Annotated in this window: 19 protein-coding genes; 18 read left to right on the top strand and 1 reads right to left on the bottom strand. The window is 38.4% G+C overall.

Features of this window, described 5'->3' with window-relative positions:
- Window positions 1-98 precede the first annotated feature (98 nt).
- The 5 genes from NSQ94_RS16660 (at window position 99) to manA (ending at window position 7,966) form a co-directional block, all read left to right on the top strand.
- A complete protein-coding gene (locus NSQ94_RS16660; protein WP_066246933.1) occupies window positions 99-848 on the top strand; it encodes a MurR/RpiR family transcriptional regulator in 750 nt (249 codons plus the stop codon).
- Between the two features lie 125 nt (window positions 849-973).
- Window positions 974-2,917 carry a PTS 2-O-a-mannosyl-D-glycerate transporter subunit IIABC gene (mngA, locus tag NSQ94_RS16655; protein ID WP_339194159.1) on the top strand — a complete coding sequence of 648 codons (1,944 nt, stop codon included), beginning with the start codon at window positions 974-976 and terminating at the stop codon, window positions 2,915-2,917.
- Window positions 2,918-2,978: 61 nt separating this feature from the next.
- Window positions 2,979-5,594 carry a mannosylglycerate hydrolase gene (gene mngB / locus NSQ94_RS16650; RefSeq protein ID WP_339194160.1) on the top strand — a complete coding sequence of 872 codons (2,616 nt, stop codon included), beginning with the start codon at window positions 2,979-2,981 and terminating at the stop codon, window positions 5,592-5,594.
- Window positions 5,595-5,639: 45 nt separating this feature from the next.
- The gene (locus tag NSQ94_RS16645) at window positions 5,640-6,845 is read left to right on the top strand and encodes a glycerate kinase (protein WP_130158521.1); all 1,206 of its coding nucleotides are present in this window, start codon (window positions 5,640-5,642) and stop codon (window positions 6,843-6,845) included.
- A 173-nt stretch (window positions 6,846-7,018) separates the two neighbouring features.
- Window positions 7,019-7,966 (top strand): mannose-6-phosphate isomerase, class I, encoded by a 948-nt coding sequence (gene manA / locus NSQ94_RS16640; RefSeq protein WP_339194161.1) that lies wholly within the window; start codon window positions 7,019-7,021, stop codon window positions 7,964-7,966.
- A gap of 635 nt (window positions 7,967-8,601) precedes the next feature.
- On the opposite strand, the gene NSQ94_RS16635 is transcribed toward manA, so the two are convergent.
- Window positions 8,602-8,949: a hypothetical protein gene (locus NSQ94_RS16635; protein WP_063386339.1), complete on the bottom strand. Its 348-nt coding sequence runs from the start codon at window positions 8,947-8,949 to the stop codon at window positions 8,602-8,604.
- A gap of 331 nt (window positions 8,950-9,280) precedes the next feature.
- Here NSQ94_RS16635 and NSQ94_RS16630 point away from each other — a divergent pair, with 331 nt between their 5' ends.
- From NSQ94_RS16630 to NSQ94_RS16570, 13 genes are all read left to right on the top strand, one after another.
- Window positions 9,281-10,528, top strand: a complete 1,248-nt coding sequence (locus tag NSQ94_RS16630) for an SAF domain-containing protein (protein ID WP_066246931.1) — start codon at window positions 9,281-9,283, stop codon at window positions 10,526-10,528.
- A 37-nt stretch (window positions 10,529-10,565) separates the two neighbouring features.
- Entirely contained in the window at window positions 10,566-10,991 is a 426-nt protein-coding gene (locus NSQ94_RS16625; RefSeq protein WP_327856935.1) for a transcriptional regulator GutM, read from the top strand.
- Between the two features lie 25 nt (window positions 10,992-11,016).
- Window positions 11,017-11,544, top strand: a complete 528-nt coding sequence (locus NSQ94_RS16620; protein WP_130158525.1) for a PTS glucitol/sorbitol transporter subunit IIC — start codon at window positions 11,017-11,019, stop codon at window positions 11,542-11,544.
- A gap of 51 nt (window positions 11,545-11,595) precedes the next feature.
- A complete protein-coding gene (locus NSQ94_RS16615; RefSeq protein ID WP_327863272.1) occupies window positions 11,596-12,630 on the top strand; it encodes a PTS glucitol/sorbitol transporter subunit IIB in 1,035 nt (344 codons plus the stop codon).
- A gap of 28 nt (window positions 12,631-12,658) precedes the next feature.
- A complete protein-coding gene (locus NSQ94_RS16610) occupies window positions 12,659-13,018 on the top strand; it encodes a PTS glucitol/sorbitol transporter subunit IIA (protein ID WP_063386335.1) in 360 nt (119 codons plus the stop codon).
- Window positions 13,019-13,107: 89 nt separating this feature from the next.
- Window positions 13,108-14,010: a sugar-binding transcriptional regulator gene (locus NSQ94_RS16605; protein ID WP_339194163.1), complete on the top strand. Its 903-nt coding sequence runs from the start codon at window positions 13,108-13,110 to the stop codon at window positions 14,008-14,010.
- 355 nt (window positions 14,011-14,365) lie between these two features.
- Window positions 14,366-15,346: a pyruvate dehydrogenase (acetyl-transferring) E1 component subunit alpha gene (gene pdhA, locus NSQ94_RS16600; protein WP_066246927.1), complete on the top strand. Its 981-nt coding sequence runs from the start codon at window positions 14,366-14,368 to the stop codon at window positions 15,344-15,346.
- A gap of 20 nt (window positions 15,347-15,366) precedes the next feature.
- Window positions 15,367-16,350 (top strand): alpha-ketoacid dehydrogenase subunit beta, encoded by a 984-nt coding sequence (locus NSQ94_RS16595; protein WP_063386333.1) that lies wholly within the window; start codon window positions 15,367-15,369, stop codon window positions 16,348-16,350.
- Window positions 16,351-16,366: 16 nt separating this feature from the next.
- A complete protein-coding gene (locus NSQ94_RS16590) occupies window positions 16,367-17,698 on the top strand; it encodes a dihydrolipoamide acetyltransferase family protein (RefSeq protein WP_327848377.1) in 1,332 nt (443 codons plus the stop codon).
- 14 nt (window positions 17,699-17,712) lie between these two features.
- The gene (gene lpdA / locus NSQ94_RS16585; protein ID WP_130157755.1) at window positions 17,713-19,095 is read left to right on the top strand and encodes a dihydrolipoyl dehydrogenase; all 1,383 of its coding nucleotides are present in this window, start codon (window positions 17,713-17,715) and stop codon (window positions 19,093-19,095) included.
- A 219-nt stretch (window positions 19,096-19,314) separates the two neighbouring features.
- Window positions 19,315-20,262 carry a sugar-binding transcriptional regulator gene (locus tag NSQ94_RS16580; protein ID WP_339194166.1) on the top strand — a complete coding sequence of 316 codons (948 nt, stop codon included), beginning with the start codon at window positions 19,315-19,317 and terminating at the stop codon, window positions 20,260-20,262.
- A gap of 182 nt (window positions 20,263-20,444) precedes the next feature.
- The gene (locus NSQ94_RS16575; RefSeq protein WP_339194168.1) at window positions 20,445-20,912 is read left to right on the top strand and encodes a PTS sugar transporter subunit IIA; all 468 of its coding nucleotides are present in this window, start codon (window positions 20,445-20,447) and stop codon (window positions 20,910-20,912) included.
- 39 nt (window positions 20,913-20,951) lie between these two features.
- Window positions 20,952-21,227, top strand: coding sequence for a PTS sugar transporter subunit IIB (locus NSQ94_RS16570; RefSeq protein WP_339194170.1), 276 nt, complete (start codon window positions 20,952-20,954; stop codon window positions 21,225-21,227).
- The last annotated feature ends 16 nt before the right edge of the window (window positions 21,228-21,243 follow it).

Here is a 21,243-nt window from a genome sequence, read left to right as displayed (position 1 = left end):
GCTTGCAGCAATTGTATACGCTTTTATCGACTTCAAATTTGATATAATTAGAGCAATCGGATCTGTGTCAGCAAAGATTTGTAGAGGTGATTTTCAGAATGTTCTTAGAAGAGCGTGCTCAAAAATTTGAATATAAGTTGAATGATACAGATGATCAAATCATCGAATATATTGTGAATAATAAAAAGCTTGTTGTTACGATGTCTATTCAATCACTTGCTGCGTCTTTATATACAGTTCCAAATACCATTACAAGACTCTGCAAAAAACTAGGATATGATGGGTATTCACATCTTAAAAACAGTCTTAAGGAAGAATTGCATACAGAGCTAAAAGGACAGGATATGGTAGAAAACAGCTTATATACAACTGTACAAAAAACGTTTGATTTAATGGATATGGATAAGATTAAACTTGTAACAAGGTTGTTACGTGAAGCAAAAAATATTTTATTTTTTGGTGTAGGAGATTCAGTGATTTTTTGTGAAATGATGGTCAAAAACTTGAAGGTTGCCGGAAAACAATCCGATTATTCTATTCATCCTCACGAAATCAGGCATGGGATCAACCGGCTTAAAAGTGGAGATATTCTTTTCCTTATTAGTTTATCAGGAGAAACTCCTCAAGTGTTGGAAATGGCAGAGCTAGGCAAGATGAAATCAATTTGTGTCATATCGCTTACTCATTTTTATCGTAATTCTCTTCAGAAATTAGCAGATGTCAATCTATATTGTCATGCTCCTAAGAAATTGCTGAACGGCTACAATGTCACTGATAAAACATCTCCAATGATTGTTTTGCGTACTTTGTCAGAATACTTCTGGAAAGAAACGTGCGGATGTGTATAAATACACATGAAAGCGCTCTATTAAAGAATAACTGTGTAAAAATAAGAAGAAATCTCTTCTTCTTTTTTTTTATGCTACGATAAGGCTAAAGTTACAGCAATTGATAAGTAAAGGAGATTGATTTTATGCAATTAGTATCTGCGACATCACCTGATTTAATTAGTACGAATCAATCCTTTGCTTCGAAAGATGAAGTTATCAATTTTTTAATTAAAAAATTATATGAAGCAGGGAAGCTGTATTCGGAAAAAGATTTTTACCAGGCTGTCATGGAAAGAGAGAGTTTATCCCCGACAGGCTTTGAAGGCGGACTGGCGATTCCGCATGGTAAGTCGGCAGCAGTAAAAGAAGCAGCATTTGCCGTTGCAACTCTAAAAAAACCGATCATTAACTGGGAAAGCATTGATCCAAATAATGAAGTGACTTTGGTTGTATTGCTTGCTATTCCTGAAAATGAAAGCGGTTCAACACACCTGTCGTTATTATCAGAACTTGTGAAAAGGTTATCAAATGAAGAGTACAAAAACCGTTTATTGAAATCGAAAACCAATTATGAGTTATTTTATCATTTAGATCATCAATTTCAAGAAGAAAATGCTGAAGCAGCCAATAAAATGAATAAAACAATTTTAGCAGTTACCGCTTGTCCGGCTGGCATTGCCCATACTTATATGGCGGCAGAGGCGTTAGTAAATGCAGGTAAAGAGCTTGGAGTTGATATTTTCGTTGAAAAGCAAGGAGCGAACGGCATTGAAGACCGCCATACTACACAGTTATTAAGAAAAGCCGATGCTGTTATTTTTGCGGCTGATGTGGCGGTAAAAAATGAAGAAAGATACAGTCATCTTCCCAAAGTGAAAACCTCTGTGGCCGCACCGCTGAAAAATGCAAAAGCGATTATCACGCAAGCATTAGAGAAATCTGAAAATGTCGAGAAAAAGGAATATGCTGGTTCGGTTAACTCTTCACATGGGACAGAAGAAAACGAGAAAAAAAGCTTTAAAACTGAAATAAAGGATTCCATCTTAACAGGAATTTCTTACATCATTCCGGTTATTGTCGCTGGAGGTATGACTCTGGCAGCTGCTGTATTGATCTCCCAGGCTTTTGGTCTTCAGGAAGTTTATGATACAGAAGGGTCATGGCTTTGGCTGTTAAGACAGTTGGGCGGAACATTATTAGGGACTTTAATGGTTCCAATTCTTGCGGCATATATGGCCTACTCGATTGCGGATAAGCCGGCATTGGGGCCGGGGTTTGCGGCAGGCGTAGCTGCAAATTTAATTGGCAGCGGTTTTCTGGGCGGTATGCTCGGAGGTATTTTAGCCGGTTATTTCCTTAAATATTTAAAAGAAACTGTTAAACCTAGAGGAACATTTGCCGGGTTTATCAGCTTCTGGCTGTATCCGGTAGTTGGAACACTTGTTGTCGGTTCAATTATGCTGTTTGTTGTTGGAAAACCACTAGCATTTTTAAATCAGGGCTTAATCAGCTGGTTAGAGGGTATGTCGGGTACAAACGCCATTCTTTTAGGAGCTATTCTGGGGGCAATGGTATCTTTCGATCTCGGCGGCCCAGTCAATAAAGCTGCCTATACATTCTGTATTGGAGCTATGGCCAGCGGCAACTTTGTTCCATATGCTGCCTTTGCATCTGTGAAAATGGTTTCTGGTTTTTCAATAACAGCTGCGACGATTGTTGCTAAAAAATATTTTGATAAAGAAGAAAAAGAAGTCGGAAAGCAAACATGGCTATTAGTGCTTGCAGGTATTACTGAAGGAGCGATTCCGTTTGCAATGAAAGACCCGCTTCGCGTGATTCCATCCCTTATGGTTGGATCAGCTATTACTGGTGCGATTGTTTCCTTTTATCAAATTGGACTCAATGTACCTGATGCTGGAATCTTCTCGCTTGCGTTGCTGCAAGGAAAACCGTTGTTGATAGGAGCAGGTATATGGTTAGGAGCTGCACTTCTTGGTGCGTTTGTATCGATGTGTTTATTAATAGTCACGCGTAAAAACAAATTAAAAAAAGAAAAGCATAATCAACATTCACCGCAAGCTGCATAAGCCGCTTAAGGCGTGGAAGCAACGAGTTCTACTACAAAATATTAATTGATCGGAGGACATCATGAAAAAAGTTCATATCGTTCCACATATGCATTGGGACAGAGAATGGTACTTTTCAACTGAAGAATCGAGAATCTTATTAGTTAATAATATGGAAGAAATTTTAGATATGCTAGAGAATCATCCAGAGTACCCCTACTATGTTCTGGATGGGCAAACAGCTGTTTTGGAAGACTATTTTGCAGTTAAACCGGAGAATAAAGAGAGAATCAAAAAGCTTGTGCAAGAAGGGAAACTGATTATAGGCCCTTGGTATACACAAACAGATGAAATGGTTGTTGGCGGAGAATCCATTGTACGGAATTTATTATATGGAATTAAGGATTGTGAAGAATTTGGGGATTATATGAAAATTGGTTATCTTCCAGATTCATTTGGACAATCTTCGCAAATCCCGAAAATCTTAAGAGGATTTGATATTAAATATTCTATTTTCTGGCGCGGTGCTTCTGAACGGCATGGAACAGACAAGACAGAGTTTTATTGGGAATCTGATGAAGGTTCTAAAGTACTTGTCCAGTTATTTCCTTTAGGGTATGCGATCGGTAAATATTTACCTGAGGATGAACAGAAGCTTCAAGAACGGATCAATAAATATTTTGCCGTGTTGGATAAGGGAGCAACGACAGAGCATATTATTCTTCCGAACGGACATGATCAAATGCCGATTCAAAAAAACATTTTTACTATTATCGAAAAGCTTAGAAGGTTATATCCAGATCGTGAGTTTTTCTTAAGTAAATATGAGAATGTTTTTGCAGAATTAGAAAAAAACAGTGATTTGCCGACTTTAAAAGGTGAATTTTTAGACGGGAAGTATATGCGTGTTCACCGAAGTATTTATTCTACTCGCATGGATATTAAGTCAGCTAATACAAGAATTGAAAATAAATTAACAAACATTTTAGAACCGCTCGCATCTCTTGCCTACAGCTTAGGCTTTGAATACCATCATGGGTTAATTGAACTCATATGGAAGGAAATCATGAAAAATCACGCTCATGACAGTATTGGCTGTTGCTGCTCTGATAAGGTTCATCAAGAAATTTGCAGCCGTTTCTTCATTGCGGAAGAAAAAATCGATCAATTGATCCAGTTTTATAAACGAAAAATTGTTGATTCAATGGATACTGACTGGAATTTCGATCGACTAACTGCATTCAATTTACTTCCTTATGACCGTGATGAAGTGATTACAGCAAGCGTAATTACTAAATATAAGTCTTTTAAGTTAATTAGTGAAGATGCAAAAGAAATCGAGTTTGAAGTTTTAAATAGTGAAATAATGGATCCTGGTTTAATTGATCGTCAAATTGTCCATTACGGAAACTACGAACCATTTATAAAATATACTGTCCAATTAAGAGATCGAATACCTTCGTTAGGTTATAAAACTTATTTTGTCGTAGAAGATAATAAGGAATTAAGTAATTCATTTCGCGCTCAAGATCGTATTTGTACGGACTTTTACGAAATAAGTGTGAATCCAAACGGTACGATAAATATTTACGATAAGCATTTAAATAAAACGTTCCATAATGTACTTTTACTTGAAAACGGAGGAGACGATGGTGATGAATACGATTATTCACCATTGCCGAATGAAGAGCTGATCTATAGCGATCATGTTGATGCAGCAATTAATATAACTCAAAACCAATTTGCAGGTAAAATTGACATTCAATATAGATTGGCTGTTCCTGAAAATTTAGAGAAGAGAAAAGAAAAAAATGCAGATAGTTTTGTAGATATCCATATTGAGTTAACTATTCCTAATCATAAACCAATAATTGAAGTAAAGTTTGAAATTGATAACCATGCGAGAGATCATCGATTGAGAGTTCTTATTCCAACGGGTATCGCATCTCTATTTTCAATTTCTGACAATCAATTTGGATTTATTAAACGTGCTGTATATGATCAGGCAATGGATGTTTGGGAAAAGGAAAATTGGGACGAGCGTCCAGACCCGATTTATCCGATGCTGAGCTTTGTTGGATTATCAAATGAAGAATATGGAATGAGCGTTTTAACAAACAGTACAAGAGAATATGAAATTGTTGGCAAAAACTACGACACGATTGCGATTACTTTATTTAGAAGTGTTGGCTTACTTGGTAAAGAAGAATTGCTTAGAAGACCAGGCAGGCCTTCAGGAATCAAGCTGCCTACCCCTGATTCTCAAATGATCGGAAAGCTTACTTTAGATTTTGCTATTACGACCCATCAGGGATCTGCTTTAGAAGTGAATGTCGGACGTATGGCTAAGGAATACTTAACACCGATTCATGTGTATAACAAAATTCCGTATGACGCCATGAAACTAAATAAAGCGGATATTAAAACACCTGTAAAATTCAGTTTGCTAAAAGAATCGTCTCCAGAAGTTGTGTTAAGTACTTTGAAAAAAGCTGAAAAAGATGACCAGCTTGTTTTGCGATTCTATAATCCGACAGACAAACCAAAAACGGCTTCATTTGAAATAAATGGCATTTTGAAAGAAGCTTATAAAGCGAATTTAAATGAAAAACCGCTGGAATTATTAGAAGTAGCAGACAGCCGCAAGATTGAAACAAAAATAAAGCCGAATCAAGTAATAACGGTGCTTTTTAAATGACAGTGGAATACTCGAAATCTATTGAACGATAAAAAGAGTTTCCGTATGAGTTTATCTGATAAGAAAAAGGATCAGAAGATTGGAGTGTCGCGTATCAAAATCGTCATAGCAGTTGATTCCTTTAAAGGTTCAGTAAGTTCACTTCAGGCAGGAGAAGCAATCAAAAATGGCATTCTTCGAGTTTGCCCGGATAGAGAGGTCGTGGTCTCCCCAATGGCAGACGGAGGGGAGGGATCAGCAGAAGCCATTCTTTATACACTAGGCGGAAAAAAAGTACATGTAAATGTGAAAGGTCCTTTAATGGATTCTGTATCAGCTGAATATGTTATTTTCCCTTACAATGGGACAGATCATGTGTTTATCGAAAGCGCCTCAAGCTGCGGATTGACACTGATTCCAGAAGAGAGACGGACCCCAATGAAGACGAATACATTCGGTTTAGGAGAGCAGATCAAAGATGCAATTAAACGTGGATATCGTCATTTTATCCTTTCATTGGGAGGAAGTGCGACCAATGATGGCGGAATCGGAATGCTACAGGCGCTGGGTTGGCAGTTTTTCGACGAAAATGGCAACTTAATCGGAAAAGAGGCCAACCCTCTTTTAAACACTGCAGCTATGTCAACACAAAAAGTATTATCGGAAATTGCAGAATGTAAATTTACCATTGCGAATGATGTATTAAATCCTTTTTATGGACCGTCTGGTGCTGCACATATATTTGCGAGGCAAAAGGGAGCAAGTGATGCTGAGATTGTTGAACTGGACAAAGGTTTAGAGAGGTTTGCCAGGATTTTATATAAAGAAACGGGGATTGATGTTCAAGAAATCCCAGGTGCAGGAGCAGCAGGCGGACTTGGCGGTGCCATGGCAGCATGTCTGAACGCAAAAATGGCGTCAGGTGCTGAAATCATCATGGAGTTAACAGGATTAAAGGACAAAATTCAATGGGCAGATCTTGTGATAACCGGTGAAGGCAGTATAGACCAACAATCATTATTAGGAAAGGTTCCTGTTACAGTCGCGAAATATGCTAAGCATCATCGGAAAGCTGTTATTGGTCTGGCTGGCCGTATCGACACAGAGTTAGAAAGGATAAATGAACATCTCGATGCTGTTTTTTCCATTCAAACACAGTGCCGGACACTTGATGAAGCCATGCTTGAAGAGATCACAACGAAGCAGCTGGAAGTAACAGCTGAACAAGTGATGAGACTTTTGGTAAACTCGAGAAAAATTTATTGTAACTAACTGATAATTCGTTCTTTCCCAGATGAAGGCGAATATTAGAAGAGGTCTTAATTGCTGCAAAGCGTCAGGAAGAATAAATAATTCAGGGTTGTGGCAGCCGCGTTGATGCCAGCTCTTAATTTGCTGCAAAGCGTTAGGAAAAAGAAACATAAAGTTTAGTAAAGGGGGGCCTTATGAACCAACCGTTATTTCTACAGCCTGTCTTTCAAGAACGCATTTGGGGCGGGACTGCTTTAAAAGATTTGTTTGGCTATGATATTCCATCTAAACATACTGGTGAATGCTGGGCGATTTCCGGCCATCCTAACGGCCAGAGTGTTGTGAAAAACGGTCCATTTCGAGGAAAAAACGTTGGGGAGCTATGGGAACAACACCGTGAACTATTCGGAAATCATCCTTCCCCTGTTTTTCCGCTTCTCACCAAAATTCTCGATGCAAATGCCGATTTATCGGTGCAAGTCCATCCTGATGATGAATACGCAAATCAATATGAAAACGGGGAACTCGGCAAAACGGAATGCTGGTATATCCTTGATTGTAAAGAAAATGCAGAGATTGTTTTCGGTCATCATGCGAAAACGAAAGAAGAGCTCGTTTCACTCATTGAAAACGGAGAGTGGAACCGTCTATTAAAGCGCATCCCTGTAAAGCCCGGCGACTTTTTTTATGTGCCGAGCGGAACAATTCATGCGTTATGCGAAGGGACGATTGTTTTAGAAACACAGCAAAGCTCTGATACAACGTATCGACTATACGATTATGATCGAAAAGATCAAAACGGAAATACAAGAGAATTGCATGTAGACAAAGCGATTGACGTCATAGCTGTTCCCCATAAAAGCTCTTCTTGTGAGCCAGTAATTGAAAAGAGGGAAGGGGGTACGATCACAACCTTTGTTAAAGGAAAATATTTTACGGTTTATAAATGGGAAATTAAAGAGAAAACGGACTTTACACACGATAAACAATTTTTATTGATTAGTATTATACAAGGGGATGGAAAGCTGACAGTAGGCGAAGAAACATATAAAATCAAAAAAGGCGATCATTTGATTATGCCGAGTGGAACGGGAGATTTTACGATCGAAGGAATGCTGGAAGCAATTGTGTCACATCCATAGAATTTATGGTCATATAGAAGTGAGAGGAAGCAGCTCAAACAAAGGGTGTCCAAATATCTGGGGCCCCCTTTTATTTAAGGCTCTATGTCATTTATTGGTGTTTAACGGGTCATATTTCTTTCTTTATATAGATCTGTTATCATAACACTAATCATCATGACTATTCCAAAAATTATAAATACTATAGACGGAATATATAGTGTAAGATTAAAATGAAGAGTTTCCTCAATACCTAGACTAAATCTCACTGCTTCAGCCATTAATCGATGCATAAATAACATAAAACTTCCTGTTACAAAAAAACTAGTCTCACATAAAAAATATGCTTCATTAATAATCATTCCTTAATAAAGTAAGGTAACATAATCAATCACACGAATGATGAAGGCACAACAAACATTAAAAAAATTACTTTCTTATTTCGGCCTATTTTTAATTGGGGTGCACTTGATGCGAAGTGCCCCTGTTTTTTATATGTATAAAAGTTGGATCAGTGAGCAATAACACTTTATTTCTGAGATGATGGAAGCTGCGAATGCTATATGACACTTGTTTCATCACTTTCATTTTATGTTCACCCGTCAGAATCGCAGCTTTCATTTTGATATTATTAACAAAATCTCCAGAAGCTTCAACTATTTCTTCCGTTTTTGCTTCTCTTTAAATGTTTTGAAAACATCTCGTGTCTGCTTCATATATTTATAAATGCTGTAAGGCTTTTTTATGATCCGGATCGGAAGGGAAAGCAAAAATTTACTGAGGTCATTCCGGTATTCCTCTGTAATCTCAGCCGGTTTATGAACAATTTTTTCATACACCTCATGGTAAAATTCGTTTAATAAATCAATTTTTATTTCAACTGTGTGATGGCAGTTTGCACATTCAATCCTTGAAATTTTATCGTTAATGTAAGTAATGATGTGATCTTGTTCCTCATTGCAATGAATACAAAATAACGTTGCTTCCATTTCTTTAATTTCCACGTTCTTCACCTCTTTTTATGAAGGATGAATTCTCCAAAATCCTTCTCTACACTAAGTATATTATTCAAAGCTGCATTCATTTCCTTCTATAAAAATGTTTCTAACGCCAACAATTGATAAAACATCTCAACGATTTAAATCATTATAACCAAATTTTAATATGTATTTCAAAGTATAAAAAGTTTGAAAAATACTTTCAAGAATTTATTGACTTTTTAAACATCTGGAATATAATAAGGATTACAAACGATTAACAAATGTTATAAGCCGTAACAAATGTTACAGGGTACATGCACATACGACAAAAAATTGCCTAGAAGGAGCTGGAAACATGTCTATTTATCAAGAGTTGCTTTCACGGGAACGTGACGGCCAGCCAATTAAAGTAGGTGTTGTTGGTGCAGGGCAAATGGGATTCGGCCTGATTTCCCAAATCTCACGCATACCTGGCATGGAAGTCAGAGGGATTTGTGATGTCAATATTGAAGCGGCAGAAAGAGCCAGCAGCTATTATCAATCGAAATTAACGAAAAAACATCCTGTTCTTGTCAGCAGTGATTACCGAAAAGTGATTCAATCTGATGAAGTAGAAGTCATTGTAGATGCTACAGGGGTTCCTGAAGTTGGTGCAAACATTTCACTGGAAGCATTAAGATCTAGAAAACATTTAGTGCTGCTTAACGTTGAAGTAGATATTACAATCGGATCAATTATGCACAATTTGTTTACATCAGCCGGATTAGTTTATACAGGATCTGCGGGAGATGAACCGGCAGCAACGCTTGAACTGTATGAGTTTGCGAAGACAATGGGTCTTGAAGTGCTTGTTGCTGGGAAAGGGAAAAACAACCCGTTCATACCAAACGCCAATCCGGATACATGCAAGGAAGAAGCTGCTCAAAAACATATGAGCGCCCATATGCTTGCAGCGTTCCAAGACGGCACAAAAACAATGGCTGAAATGAATTTATTAAGCAACGCTACAGGTCTCATTCCAGATAAAGTTGGTATGCACGGCGTGGAAGCAAATTTGGAAACGGTTGCCGACAAGTTGAATTTACAAGAAAACGGCGGTGTTTTAAGTCAATTCGGAGTAGTTGAATATGTAAACGGATTAGCACCGGGCGTGTTTGTCATTGTGAAAAGCGAATTAGAACCTGTAGATGCAGAATTAAGATATTTGAAAGTTGGCAAAGGCCCTCATTACGTTCTTTACCGGCCTTATCATCTAGCAAGTTTAGAAACTCCTATTACGATTGCAAAAGCAGTATTGCAACACGATACATCGATTCATCCATTAGGGGCGCCAGTTTCAGAAACAGTCGCTGTTGCCAAGCGCGATATTCAAGCAGGAGAAGCCATTGATGGCATCGGCGGCTACTCAGTAAGAGGCGTGCTTGAAACTCATCAAGAGATGAAGAAAAATTCACACATCCCAATCGGTTTAATCAGTGGAAACATTGTTGCAAAACGTTCCATTAAACAAGGTCAATTTTTAACATTAGATGATGTTGAGCTAGATCCATCCACAACCGTTTGGAAATTAAGATCTCTTCAAGATCATCTATTTTCTAACTAAAAAATGCATTTGTGCAGAGCAAAGGGGGTGATTCTTTTTGAAGCTTGCTATCATTTTAACCATGATTTTGCTAGTTCAATATGTGGCGACAATTATACAAGTCAGACATTATAAAAAATATGTCGACAAAATTGTAAGCCATTACAAGGGTAAAGAAGGGTATTTTTTGTACTCAGGCATGAATCGGCGAAAATTTAGTTCCGGCGCTATGGCAATGATTGTAGTGAACAAGGATTATGTTATAGAAGATTGCTATATTCTAAAAGGTATTTCAGTTTTCTCAAAGTTTAAAAAATATGAAAAATACATTGGCCATCATGTAGCCAAAATTTTGGATGATCACCATGAATTCACAGAAAATGCTGCAGGAAAAAAGAGGCAAATCCCTTCATTTTTGGCGGCTTTATCGATGGCGGCCGAAAATGCTATCGTTTCCATTTCAAAGAAAAAGCTTTCAATATAAAATGTGCTGAAAGGAGAAGTGAAAGATGGAATGGTTGAAATGGATTGGTGAACATTTTATCGGAATGTTCCAGGCTGGCGGAGAAACGTTTATGGGTATGTTTACAGGCATTATCCCGACTTTGGTTGTTTTGCTTACATTTACTTATGCAGTTATTAAATTTATTGGTGAAGAGCGGGTCAATAGAGCGATACAATTTGCTTCGAAGTATATGCTGTTACGATATACTGTCATGCCGATATTATCAGTATTGCTGTTAACAAACCCGATGTGTTATACGTTCGGACGCTTTTTGCCAGAAAAACAAAAGCCGGCGTTTTATGATTCAGCTGTATCGTTTGTTCATCCGGTGACGGCGTTGTTTCCGTATGCAAACGCAGGAGAATTATTTGTCTATTTAGGAATTGCCAACGGAATAAAAGAAGCGGGCTATTCTATGTCAGAGCTTGCTGTTCGTTATTTTCTCGTAGGGATCGTAGTTATTTTAATGCGGGGAATTATTACGGAATATATAACAAAATTTTTGGCGCGCAGAATGGAAGCGAAATCTTAAATTTTGGACAAAGATGAAAGCGAGTTCAAATTTTAAAGAGGAGGAGAACATATGTCAAAACGAGCTGTTTTTGTTGCAAAAGGTTCTGGCGGCTGGGGAAAAGGCTTGCGCATTGAACCGAAAGGAAAGAAACAAAAAGTTGTATCCATTACAGGCGGCGGCATCCATCCTGTAGCAGCGAGAATAGCAGAATTAACAGGCACTGAAGCTGTAGATGGTTTTAAAAATTCAGTTCCGGAAGATGAAATGATGTGTGTCGTGATTGACTGCGGCGGAACAGCCAGAATTGGTTTGTATCCAATGAAAAGAATCCCGACCGTTGATATTCTTCCTTCTTCACCTTCTGGTCCATTGGCGAAACACATTACTGAAGATATTTTTGTATCGGGTGTTACTGTGAAGGATATTTATCTTGCGGACGAAGCAGAAGAACAAAACATTCAGACGGATGCTTCGGAAACGGAGCAGAAAGAAGACAGTCCAAAATTCAATGTGAATGATAAGGAAGCATTTAAAGCTCAATACGAACAAGTAAAAAAGGAACACCGTGAAAACAATGAAAATATATTAATGAAGTTTTCAAGAGGAATAGGAAAAGTAACTGGTACTTTTTATCAGGCGGGACGCGATTCTGTTGATATGCTGATTAAAAATATTATTCCATTTATGGCTTTTGTTAGTATGTTAATAGGTATAATTAATTATACGGGAATCGGTGATTTGATCGCTAATACTCTTTCTCCTCTTGCCAGTTCTTTATGGGGATTGATCGTCATCGTTATCGTATGTACAATCCCGATTCTGTCACCGGTGTTAGGTCCTGGAGCTGTTATTGCGCAAGTCATTGGGGTATTAATTGGAAGCCAAATTGCAGCGGGCAACATTCCGCCTCAATTTGCTTTGCCGGCTCTATTTGCCATTAATGGCCAAGTGGGTGCGGATTTTGTCCCTGTCGGTTTGTCTCTTGGAGAAGCGAAGCCAGAAACGATTCAATACGGTGTGCCAGCTGTATTGTACAGCCGTTTAATCACAGGAGTTCTTGCAGTTTTAATCGCATATGCCGCAAGCATCGGCATGTATCAATAATGAATAGGATTTCAAGGAGGATCATAAGATGTCGAAAACGATTATTCGTGAAATCGGTACTCTAGTCCCATCATTTGAAGAAGAAAAAGTTTTAATTCTCTTTGGGCCTAATGCTCCTCAAGAGCTTAGAGAAGTATCTGTTATTCATGAATTTGAAGGCGATGTGTCGGATGAGCCGCTTGTTGAGGGCGGAAAAATTATATGGGGCGATCAAGAATATTTCATCACAGCAGTCGGCTCGGCAGCAAACAAAAATTTAAAGGAATTAGGCCATATTTCGATCTATTTTTCCAAACCAAATGAACATGTGCTTCCAGGAGCTGTTTTTGTCGAGCCTTTTACATTCCCACATATCGAAGTTGGAAAAGAAATTCGCTTTGAAAAATAACAATTTTCTTTCTGTTACCATTATAATTTAATACGAACCTAGATTTTATAGAAAGAAGTGGGGAATTATTGGAAGATAGAAGGCTGCTTGTGAAAATTTCTCATATGTATTATGCGGAAGGAGCTACACAATCAGAAATCGCAAAAGTGTTCGGTGTAAGCCGGTCGCTGATCTCAAAATATTTATCAAAAGCAAGAGAATTGGGAATTGTTGAAATTAAAATTCATGACGGCTCCCATCATCCTCTCATGAATATAGAAGCAAGAATTGAAAAAAAATATGGACTTCGGGAAGTCATTTGCGTTCCGAATCTAGGAAACGGACCGGATTTGGAAAATATCGGGGAATATGCGAGCAAATATTTATTAAGGATATTGAAAGACGGACAAATTGTCGGGGTTTCTTCTGGCACGACATTGCTTTCTGTTGCGAAGCAGATGCCAGCTAACCTTAATTATTCCTCCACGACCTTTGTTCCGATTGTAGGAGGAATGGGGGATGAACGGGTAGATATACATGCCAATGTTCTTGTTTCGATGTTTGCTGAAAAATTGAAGGCAAATTATAAGCTTCTCCATGCCCCTGTGATGGCTGACAGCAAAAAAGATAAGGAATTGTTTATGACCCAAACATCTATACAAAGCATTTTTAACCTTGCCGAAAAAGCGGATATCATCCTTGTAGGAATCGGCGGTTCACCTAAACACTCAACCATTACGAGATCAGAGCTGGGAAAAAAATATAGACAATATTTTAATGAACTCGATGCTGTTGGCGATATTTGCTATAAGTTTATCGATGAAAACGGAAGCGCCCCTTCAAATATTTGGAATGATAAAATCATTTCTTTTAATATTGAAAAATTAAAAGAAATTCCGTTTGTGATTGGAGTGGCAGCAGGACTGGAAAAAGTCGATGCGATCAAAGCCGTTTTAAAAGGGAAGTTAATAAATGTGTTAATTACAGATGAAAAAACAGCGGAAATGCTTTGACCTAAAAAAATTAATCATATGTGTAAGATGGTGTTTGATAAGTCCCAAAATAAATCAAGTAAAAAACAATAAACCGTTTTTCTCTGCTTGATTTCGTATGTTTTCTATTTTGTCTAAAAGAGCTGAGCTGCCATAACTACAAATTGGCAGCCATTTTTTTTGCATAAAACATGGTTGCAGCCCCTCGATTATCTTTAGTTTACCAAACAAAAGAAAGAAGCTTGAGTACTTCCACTATTTTGAAAGACTCCAATAAATAAGCTTATATAGATATTCCTTGACTATTTTCGGAAAAAACTCTATATTTATTACAAAAGTAACTATAAAGAACAAATGTAAAGGAGAGGTGGAAGAAATGAGTAATCATGCACTTCCAGCATTTATAACGGATGAAAGATTAGTTGAATTGTATAAACAAATGTGGCTGATTCGATATTTTGATGAAAAAGTCGACCAATTTTTTGCAAAAGGGATGATTCATGGAACGACTCACCTTTGTGTAGGACAAGAAGCAACAGCAGCAGGATCAATTGCCGTTTTGCAAGAGAAAGATAAAATTACCAGCACACACAGAGGTCACGGCCATTGCATTGCTAAAGGTGCAACAGTCGATAGAATGATGGCCGAACTGTTTGGCAAAGTGACCGGATACTGTAAAGGGAAAGGCGGTTCCATGCACATTGCAGATGTAGAGAAAGGAAACCTAGGGGCAAACGGAATTGTTGGCGGAGGCATTCCTTTGGCAGTCGGTGCGGCATTAACTTCAAAGATGAAAAATGAGGGGTATGTTGTATTGTGCTTCTTCGGAGATGGTGCAGCAAATGAAGGAAGCTTCCATGAATCATTAAACCTTGCTTCCATTTGGGATCTTCCAGTTGTGTTCATTTGCGAGAACAATCAATACGGAATGAGCGGGTCTGTAAAAGAGATGTTCAATATTGAAAATATAGCAGATCGTGCACAGGCTTACGGTATTCCAGGCAAAGTAATCGATGGAAACGACATGCTTGAAGTGATGAATACAGTTTATGAAGCTGTTGAACATGCCAGATCAGGGAAGGGCCCTGTGCTGATTGAAGCAAAAACATATCGATGGAAAGGCCACTCAAAAAGCGATGCAAAAAAATACCGCACTCGTGAAGAAGAGCAAGAGTGGAGAAAAAAAGATCCGATCAAACGGTTTAAAGAGTACTTGATTGACAAAGGAGTATTAACAGAAGAAAAGGCTGAACAGCTGAGAGAAGAAGCATTCCAGGAAATTGAAGACGCTGTTAAATTTGCGGAAAACAGTCCAGAACCGTCTGTTGATACATTGCTTGAAGACGTTTATGCGTAAATTTAGGGAGGGGAAAAGCGATGAGAGAGATCACTTATTTAGAAGCAGTTCGAGAAGCAATGAGTCAAGAAATGAGAAAAAATGAAGATGTTTATATATTAGGCGAGGATATCGGGGTTTACGGCGGTGCATTTGGTGTCACGCGGGGGATGATCGAGGAATTTGGTCCGGAACGCGTGAGAAATACGCCAATTTCTGAAGCGGCCATTGCAGGTGCGGCTGTCGGATCAGCGCTGACAGGCATGCGGCCGATTTTGGAGCTTCAATTTTCAGATTTCATCACAATCGCTATGGATCAGCTTGTGAACCAAGCTGCAAAGCTCCGATACATGTTCGGAGGTAAGGGGAAAGTTCCAATGGTTGTAAGAACTCCTGCCGGATCAGGTACAGGCGCAGCTGCCCAGCATTCTCAAAGTTTAGAAGCTTGGATGGCGCACATTCCGGGGCTGAAAGTCGTACAGCCGTCAACAGCTTACGATGCAAAAGGATTATTAAAAGCAGCGATTGACGATGATAATCCAGTTATTTTCTACGAACACAAACTCCTTTACAAAACAAAAAGCCACGTTCCAGAAGAACAATACTCGATTCCATTAGGAAAAGCGGATATTAAACGGGAAGGTAAAGATGTGACGATTGTTGCAACAGCGATTATGGTGCATAAAGCATTAGAAGCGGCAAAAGAGCTTGAAAAAGAAGGAATTGACGTCGAAATTGTCGATCCAAGAACGCTTGTCCCGCTGGATGAAGAAACGATCGTCGAATCTGTGAAAAAGACAGGTAGAGTTGTAGTCGTCCATGAAGCTGTAAAACGCGGAGGATATGGCGGTGAAATCGCTAGTGTCATTGCAGAGAGCGAGGCCTTCGATTATCTCGATGCCCCAATCAAACGTCTTGGCGGGCTGCCTGTCCCTATTCCTTATAATCCGAATCTAGAAAAAGCAGCTGTCCCGCAAGTACCGGATATTATAAAAGCAGTAAAAGAAACGGTTCAATTTAAATAAAAAGGGGGGAGAACCGATGGCAAAAGAAATTTTTATGCCGAAGCTGAGCAGTACGATGGAAGTCGGCACACTCCTTCAATGGTTTAAAGAAGAAGGAGAGTCCGTTGATATCGGCGAACCGTTATTTGAGATAATGACCGATAAAATCAATATTGAAGTTGAGGCATATGACAGAGGAATATTGTTGAAAAAATATTTCCAACCGGATGACCAAATTCCGGTCAATCAAGTGATCGGATATATCGGCGAACCGGGGGAAAAGGTTCCTGACGAGCCGCCGGCTTTATCAGAGGAATCAAACGAACAATCCGGTGAAAAGACTGAACAGTCTGAAACAAACGAAGACGCTGTCGAAGTAAAAAGCAATGAGAATGGTAAAGTACGAGCCACACCTGCCGCAAGACGTTTAGCAAAAGAAGCGCAAGTGGATCTTCGAAACATTGTAGGAAGCGGGCCAAAAGGACGCATACACCTTAAAGATGTGAAGCAATATTTAGAAACAGAAAAGGCACAACCGAAAGCATCGCCGCTGGCAAGAAAAATTGCAGAGCATGAGAATATAGACTTGAAGGCGCTTCAAGGCTCAGGTGCAGGAGGCAGGGTGATGAAACAGGATGTTATCAACGCCATTCAAGCATCAAGTCAGAAAGCTCAGCAGCCTGAAGTCCGGAAGAAACTATCCGGATTGCGGAAAGTGGTTGCCGACAGAATGGTGCAAAGCGCATTTACTGCTCCACATGTTACATTGGCCAGCGATATTGATATGACAAAAGCAATCGAAATGAGAACAGCGCTTCTTCCGGTTGTCGAAAAACAAACTGGATTCCGTTTAACTTATACAGACATTATTATCAAAGCAGTCGGTACAGCTTTATCACGATTCCCTGAAGTGAACGTTCATTTGGAGCATGATGAAATCATTTATAAAAATGAAGTTAATGTTGGAGTGGCAGTTGCGGTAAAAGACGGTTTAATGGTGCCGGTAATTAAACAAGTTGAGCAGAAAGGATTGGCCGCTATTTGTGCAGAAGCAAAAGATTTAAGCAAACGTGCAAGGGAACAAAAACTCCGGCCTGACGAGCTTAAAGGCTCTACCTTTACGATCAGCAATCTCGGCATGTATCCGATAGATGTATTTACACCGATTATTAATCAGCCGGAAATAGCCATTTTAGGTGTTGGTAGAACCCAAGAAAAACCTGTAGTAGTCAACGGGGAAATCGTCATTCGGCCGATGATGACAGTCAGCCTGTCTTTTGATCACCGTGTAATAGATGGAGCACCTGCTGCAGAATTTTTGGCTGAAGTAAAACGCATTCTTGAAAACCCGTATGAAATGATCTTATAAGGAGGGGGCTCAATTTGACAAAATCGTATGATATTGCAGTAATTGGCGGTGGACCAGGAGGCTACATGGCAGCACTTCATGCAGCTCGGTTTGGAAAAAAAGTAATGCTAGTCGAAAAAGATTTTTTGGGCGGCACATGTTTAAATAGAGGCTGCATCCCTTCCAAAACATGGTTGAAAAACGCTGAAATTATTGAGGCAATTGAATTATCAAGAGAATGGGGAATTCAAACGGACAACATCACGATTTCATTAGACAAAATGAAAAAGCGCAAAGACGAAGTCATCTCCCGTCTCAGAAACGGTGTTATGTTTTTGTTAAAGCAAGGAAAAATTGATGTATATGAGGCAGAAGGCTTTGTAGAAGAAGGAAATATTGTAAAAGTAGTTTCGGATAAAAAAGAGGAACGTGTTCAAACAGACAAAATTATTGTGGCAACCGGTTCATCTCCTTCCGTTCCCCCAATAGATGGACTGGACTCTGCGTCTTTTTATACAAGCGATACCATTTTTGATATTGAAAAAATACCAAGCTCCCTAACCATAATTGGCGGCGGAGTCATTGGGGTGGAGTTAGCGACTATTTTTTCCAGTCTAAAAACAAATGTAACGATCATTGAAATGGCCGGACGGATTATTCCAACTGAAGATGCTGACGCCTCCAAAGCGCTTGCTAAATCGCTGCAGAAAAAAGGAGTCCAAATTTTAACAGATGCGAAAGTAACAAGCGTGAAACAAAACGGAGACAAAACCATTGTCGAATGTCTAAATGAAAAAGGCGAATCGGTATCGGTAGAAGGGGAGGCGCTTTTAGTAAGCGTTGGAAGAAAACCTAATTTATCTGCCGTTCAGGCATTAAAGCTAGAACAAAACGGGCCTTTTATTAAAGTGAACGAAAAAATGGAAACGAGCTATCCGAATATTTATGCTGTCGGCGATGTCATAGGAGGATATCAGCTGGCGCATGCGGCATATATGGAAGGAATTGTTGCCGCATCGAACGCAGCAGGCTGTGAACGGAAAATGGATGAAAAAGTTGTTCCCAGGTGCATTTTTACGCTTCCAGAAGTAGCTAGTGTTGGCTTGACAGAAGAGGAGGCCGAGCGCAAAGGGCTGCAAGTAAAGGCTGAAAGATTTGATCTTGCCGGAAATGGAAAAGCGCTTGTTTCTGGCGACACATCAGGATTTATAAAAATAGTGTATGATGAAAAATATGGAGAAATAATTGGAGTCACAATGGTTGGCCCACACGTGACAGAAATGATTTCAGAAGCTTCCTCTTTCATATCCCTGGAAGGCACTGTAGAAGAACTGGCCAATATGATCCATCCTCACCCAACCATATCTGAATCGTTTTTTGACGTCGCAAGAAACATTATAGACAAAAGTAAAAAATAATAGCGTGATATAAAAAGGGCTTATTTACAATTGTTATACTAATTAACATTTAGTAAAACAAATTTGTAAATAAGCTCTTATTTTTTTCCTTTATAAAAAAGTAAGTTCGTTTGTTTGAAAACAGAAGCTTTTTATTCATCTCATGAAACGTTTATTATAGAATTATATAAGTAATCAGATGGATCAAATGATATTGAGAAAAAAAGAAGAGGTGACGAAATGTTAGCGTGGGACGAAAGAAGACAACTTGTTAAAGTGGCCACATTATATTATATGGAAGGTTGGACGCAAGAACAAATAGCGAAAAAAATAGGAGTGTCAAGACCGATTATTTCAAAAATGCTGCAACGAGCTAAAGAAGCAGGAATTATAGAAATATTTATTAAAGATGAAAGCGCCCATACAGTTGAACTGGAGCAAAAATTGGAGAAACATTACGGATTGAAGGATGCCATTGTCGTACCTACAGTAGGATTAACACCTGATATGATTAAGCAAGCTGTAGCACGTGCGGGCGCATATTATCTTTCCAAAAATTTAAAATCGGTGAAAAGGTTAGGTATTTCATGGGGGACTACGCTCGCAGAACTTGTGAAAGAATTTCCTTATATTCGAAAAGAAGATTTAAAAATTATTCCACTTGAAGGGGGGATGGGGAGAAAATTTGTCGAAATTCATGCAAACCAACTTGCTCATGAATTGGCTAAAAAGATGAATTGCACTTGTCTTTATTTATATGCCCCAGCGATTGTGGAAACAGAAGAATTAAAGGAAAGATTATTAGCAATGCCGGATATCGAAGCAGTGCTTGAAGAAGGCCGGAATATAGATATGGCGGTTATTGGGATCGGCAACCCGCATAAATCATCCACTCTGCGTAAGCTAGGTTATTTAGAGGATAATGATTTGCATTATTTACGGAAGCTTGGTGTAGTTGGTGATATAGGATTTCGCTTTTTTGATGAAAGTGGGAATGTCATTATTAATTCATTTACAAACAAAGTCATTGGAGTTTCGTTAAACGAATTAAAGAAGGTTGACCAAGTGATTGCTGTTGTAGAAGGAATTCATAAACTTGAAAGTATAAAAGGTGCACTAAACGGGGGCTTCATCAATGTTTTAATTATTGATGAACAGACTGCTGCAGCTATTGTTGAAAATTGGTAAACAATTTGATAAAAAAATTTTTTTAAAAACATCTCAATCATGAATTTCATTTTATATATTGACAGAAGAAAACGATTACAAATATAATTAAAACAAAAGTAACAAAAAAGAACAAATGTAAATAGTCAGAATTGATTTTTTTTATACAATTGGGTTTCTGACCTAATTAGGAGGAAAGATTCATGAATTCCGTTGAAAAAGTTATTCACGAAAATTGTGTTTTGTTAAATGTTGAAGCAAATGATCAAAATGACATTCTTTCTAAACTCTCTGATACTTTGTATAAACATGGTTTTGTTAAGGATACCTTTAAAAATGCAGTTTTAGAGAGGGAAGCCCAATTTCCGACTGGATTGCCATTAACTTCAGTTGGTGTTGCAATTCCGCATACAGATGCTCATCATGTTGCTCGAACTGCCATAGGAGTTGCAATTTTAAAGAAGCCTGTAGAGTTTTCAGCAATGGGAAGCCCTGATGATAAAGTACATGCATCAATTATTTTGATGCTTGCGATGGACGATGGCAAAAAACAAATAGAACTCCTTCAAAGCTTAATGGAATTTTTTCAAAAAGAAGAAAAACTACTTGCTTTAAAAGAAATGAAAAGCGAGAAAGAAATCGCTGCATATTTGGAATCTCAAATATTTTAAAAATAAACAATTTTTTTAATATTAAAAGGAGGAATAAAAATGAAAAAAGTACTTGTCATTTGTGGGACTGGGGTTGCAACATCAACAATGGTGATGAATAAACTGAAGGAATTTTTTGAAGAAAAACAAATAGATGTTCAACTTCATCAATCAAAAGTGTCGGATGTTCTGTCAACAGGAAATGATTATGATGTCATCGTATCTACGACCGTTGTTCCACCAAGCATTAAAACAAAGGTTGTTAATGCCGTTCCTTTACTAACAGGTGTAGGAAAGGAAAAGGTATTTAACGATATATTAGAAGCATTAAAATAATCAATGAAGGGATGGG

It is taken from the genome of Aeribacillus sp. FSL K6-2833 (genome assembly GCF_037965815.1).
GTDB lineage: Bacteria > Bacillota > Bacilli > Bacillales > Aeribacillaceae > Aeribacillus > Aeribacillus composti.
The sequence above is the reverse complement of the archived record's forward strand: the minus strand, read 5'-3'. Positions and strand labels throughout refer to the sequence as shown.